This window comes from Thiorhodococcus minor (genome assembly GCF_010820565.1).
In the GTDB taxonomy this organism is placed as follows: Bacteria; Pseudomonadota; Gammaproteobacteria; order Chromatiales; family Chromatiaceae; genus Thiorhodococcus; species Thiorhodococcus minor.
The window spans coordinates 1-4,088 of the sequence record NZ_JAAIJQ010000174.1; the positions used below are offsets into that span (position 1 = coordinate 1).

3 protein-coding genes and 1 pseudogene are annotated in these 4,088 nt (G+C 57.7%); 3 read left to right on the top strand and 1 reads right to left on the bottom strand.

Annotated features, from left to right (window positions below; all coding sequences use genetic code 11):
* The first annotated feature begins 150 nt into the window (after nt 1–150).
* From G3446_RS25800 to G3446_RS25810, 3 genes are all read left to right on the top strand, one after another.
* Nucleotides 151–414 carry a hypothetical protein gene (locus G3446_RS25800; protein WP_164456535.1) on the top strand — a complete coding sequence of 88 codons (264 nt, stop codon included), beginning with the start codon at nt 151–153 and terminating at the stop codon, nt 412–414.
* Nucleotides 415–640: 226 nt separating this feature from the next.
* Nucleotides 641–1,561, top strand: coding sequence for a peptidoglycan-binding domain-containing protein (locus G3446_RS25805; protein ID WP_164456536.1), 921 nt, complete (start codon nt 641–643; stop codon nt 1,559–1,561).
* Nucleotides 1,562–1,996: 435 nt separating this feature from the next.
* A complete protein-coding gene (locus G3446_RS25810) occupies nt 1,997–2,878 on the top strand; it encodes a hypothetical protein (RefSeq protein WP_164456537.1) in 882 nt (293 codons plus the stop codon).
* A 794-nt stretch (nt 2,879–3,672) separates the two neighbouring features.
* Here the strand turns inward: G3446_RS25810 and G3446_RS25815 are convergent.
* Nucleotides 3,673–4,088, bottom strand: a pseudogene (locus G3446_RS25815) (hypothetical protein); the annotation flags it as partial.

Consider the following 4,088-nt stretch of genomic DNA (forward strand, 5'->3'; position numbering starts at 1 on the left):
TGGGCCGCAACAAGGAGTTTCCGATTCGCTTATCCGTCCGCTATCTTCCTCTCCTTCCAGGCTTTGCCTGGCGCAACCAATCGATGATCAAGACCCCTAAGCAGACCGATTCCAGCCCGCAGACGCACACTTGAGACGAGGAGAAAGGCCATGATGACCATCACCGACCTGTCCGCTGACCGTACCCTCGATAAGGCGGCCATGGGGAGCGCGAGCGGCGGTGCCGCCTTCGCCGGAGACCCCTTCAGCGCCTTTGCCGGCTATTTCAACGCCCCCGAGATCGATCTCGGCACGCACCTCCTCGCGCAGGAGCAAGCGGTCGCGGTCGATCAGAGCAACGCCATCGGTGGCTTCAACGTCGTCGGCTCGAGCCAGACGCAGAACGCCATCAGCGGGCAGGTCTCGATCTTCTAAGACCGACCGCTCTAACGTCCGCCGTCGAAGAGGGGCCCGAGGGCCCCCGATCTCTGGTGTGTCGTCGTGCATGCTCATTGCAACTGCAGACCACAAAAACGTGCCAAGGTGTCTTGCTCATTCTTCAGAATGTCGTTCATCACACACTGCGGTTCCCGCGACGCCTGTCTGTTCGGATGTGCGGGTATGATCCTGGAATAGCGCCCAGCACAGACGGATCACGTTCATGCAACAGCTCCTTCGCAACAAAAAGATCGTGTCGGCGGCCTTCAATGCACAGCCCTTCGCATATGGTGAGCGCGGCGATCATGTCGCCTTGTTCCAGAAGGCTCTCTTCGGCCTCGGGTACGATCTACCGCGCTCTTATATGAGCGCCACGCGCAACGGACCCGAATTCGACGGTATCTTCGGTGAAGAAACGAAGGAGGTCACCAGGGCGTTTCAGACGGAGCAGATGTTAAAGGACGATGCGGTGGTCGGAGAGCAAACCGTTTTTATGGTCTCAACCCGCTATGGCTTGATTCCAGTGGTTGTTCCCCACAAGCGAGATCTGCTAAACCGTGCAGCGCGACTCTTTCATAGCAGAGCCGCAGTGCTTGCGTCGATTGCGGAACGCTTTGTCAAGGAGATGAATTTCTATCTCGGGACATTGAAGGTATCCTCTGACGACTACCGAAGAATGCGCGGCTACCTGACCAGTGGTTTAATCAGCGTCAGTGTCTTGAGCAAGAAGCGCTTCCTCGCCGTTAAAGGACGCAAAGAAGCCGTCTACGAGACGCAGAACAACAGAATTGTACTTCGCGAGGACAGGAACTACTTTACGCGGTTGGGACAGGCGACCTGTGTTCATGAGCTGACGCACGCGATCCTCGACGATCGCCGTATCCCCATCCCGACTGCATCCCGCGACGAAGCCATTGCATACCTCGCGGAGGCGTTCTATCTCACCAAGCGTTTTCGAATTTCGTTCTCCTTTGACCGACCAAGTGTGCATGTGCCCTCGACCTACACGGCAGCACAACCACTGATCGATGCTATCTTGGCCGGTAAAGCCCAAGCGACAACGGACATCCGGGATTTTCAGCGAGAAGTGATGAGGCGCAATCGCATCACCCCGTTGAGCAAATACATCTACGACGGGATCTGAGCGCACACCGCGCGCGCCGACAACCCGCCTGCCCACATCGATCCTCGTTCAAGCTGACAGACGAGAGCGAGACCAGCGCTCCCGCAACCTTCGTAGCACTGCCCACCGTAAGAACAGCACCGAGCTTGGCAACGCCGCAGATGCCTTTTCGGCGCCGCGCGCGCTGAGCCTGTCCGGTTGTTGTCCCCGACGCTGAAGCCTTCCTAAGAGCGGTGTCGACTCAACGACGAAGACAACAGTCTCCTTGACGTTGTTCGTCTCAAGCGAACAGAAATGCGCGGCATGCCACGCTCAAACCCTCACAACCTCGTATAGAACCGCGATATCACGGGGCTTTTCAATCGATTTCCTCAAGTTGGCATAGCTGCTGCTCACGCCATGCACGCAGGGCGTTAGATCCTCCTTTTAACAACATGACTGAGTGTGGAGATATCGATGAATACGATCGCCAAGCTTTTTCTGAGCGGCACGCTGCCGTTCTTCGCAGCGGCAAGTCTGGTGAGTGCCGATCCCAGTATCGACAACACGATGGGTGTCGACACTCGAGATAAATCCGGTGAAGAAGCCGGTAGCCAAAAAGATAGCGCGGAAGCTTTGACCTCAATGTCGAGTGATTCTAGCAACGGTGATATCGATCTTATCGATTATGGTCTGGATAGACGTGATTTTCCTGGTACCGCCCTCTGGGAAATCGATAGCGACGGCAAGGACTATTCCCAGGTCTTTGGCCCAACCGGTGCATTGACGATCTTTACTGAAGAGAATCAGATTTTCGATGCTTTCGGGACGCTGCAATGCATCGCGTATGAAGAAGGTGGTCTATTCAAACTAAGGCACTTAGGAAAGGACGCCGTACTGTTGACCGCGTCAGAGATCGGTTATGTATTCTCTGGTAATGTGGACGTACTTCCTGAGCCGAGCACAGCGGAGTGGCAACGGTTGGCCGAAAGTCAACTGGCCTACGCGCTCACCGACGATCGACTCTACAAAGTACGCGATGGTCAAGCTGAGATTGCAGGTCGTACCGATGTCAGTCTAAGAGAGGCTAACCCGATGCGGACGCTGCTGATCGGCGCGATTCATGAAGGGATTTGTGGCGTAGAGCGAGCCGAGATGAGCAGCGAGACGGATAATGTTGGGGATGGAAGCGATTTTCCCGGAACCTTCATCTGGGGTGGCGACTCGACACAGGAGCTACGCTGCCAATCAGAGCGATGCAGAAATCGTCAGAGGCGACGCATCTTTCGTGCAGAGTGCCGCTTGGAAGGCGGTTATGCCATTGGATGGACGTGCCGTATTCCTGAGGGTGGGAATTAGCGCTCAATACTGCTCGGACGACTCCAGTGCGCTCGGCTAAGCCAGCGCACGATCGAGCGGTAAACCTTCTCGGTGCGGAATGGGCTAGCTGCGACTCGCCGCCGTTTACGATCGACACCCATGACGGGGTCTGACAATCATCCGAGCGCAGACTTGCGCTAAGGACGATTCCTTTCGGCCAGCGCGGCTCGTTCAGGGTCTCGAGTCCTACCGTAGTGGGAGGCATCTAACCTGTCCCGCGCTATCCACCCACGCTGCAGGTGGCCAGCAGCAGAATGTCGTTGCTGTGGGAGCGCAGCCCTACGGTGCGCGCAACTTCAAGAACACCTGGCATGGGCCAGCAATTCCCGCTGATCGCGGAAGGCGACGGCGATGCAGGATTGGAGCCGGCGCCAAAGATCCCCAGACGTAAGATGCTCTCGCTTCGGCGAAGCGCTTTAGCTTGGTTGGCTTGTTCTCCCCTCAAGACGGCACCGCGAGCACGATCGATCACGGCTGGCGACTAGGAGGTGTCGTGCCCCAACCGGAGTGTCGCGTCTGCGCTCGTGATACCCGTCGGGTCGATCCCTCGCCGACGGGACTCGCGCAGGGCGACAACCTTCTCAGCCCGGGCCGTCCCGCTCCGGGTCGCTGCTCCGCCTCGAGTAGCGCCGTTGGCGCACTCGGGCTACGCACGACCCTACGACGAATGACTCTACGGCGTGTGTGACTGCGCTTTGCATATTGCCTTCACGACGAAGGACTCACGTCCTTCGTCATTACGGCAATACGCACGCGCACACGCCTACCCGGGACTACCGGCCTCGCGCTTTGCGCTTCCCTGGCCGGCAGCGAGCGATCTGCGGTGGGGCAATGATGGACTGATAGAGCACCTCCCAGCTGGGGATCAGACACAGATCGAAGCGGTTGCGCAGTTTGCGCCAGAACCGCGTCTTGCTCTTGGCGGCAGTGACGGCGGCCTGAAACAGGCGGCAGCAGCGCTGTTGGATCTGATCGATGAGGAAGGCCAGCATCATCAGGTGCATGAGCACGGTGCTGAGGTGCTGGTAGCCGTGACCGAAGTTGTGCTCGCAGTGATAGCCCTGGTTCTTGAGGGTATTGAAGGTCTCGTTTTCGACTTTCCAGCGTGCGCCTGCTCCTCGCATCAGCGTCATGAGGTTGCTTTCAGTGATCGGGAGATCGGTGACCCAAGAGAAGTGCTTCACCGTGC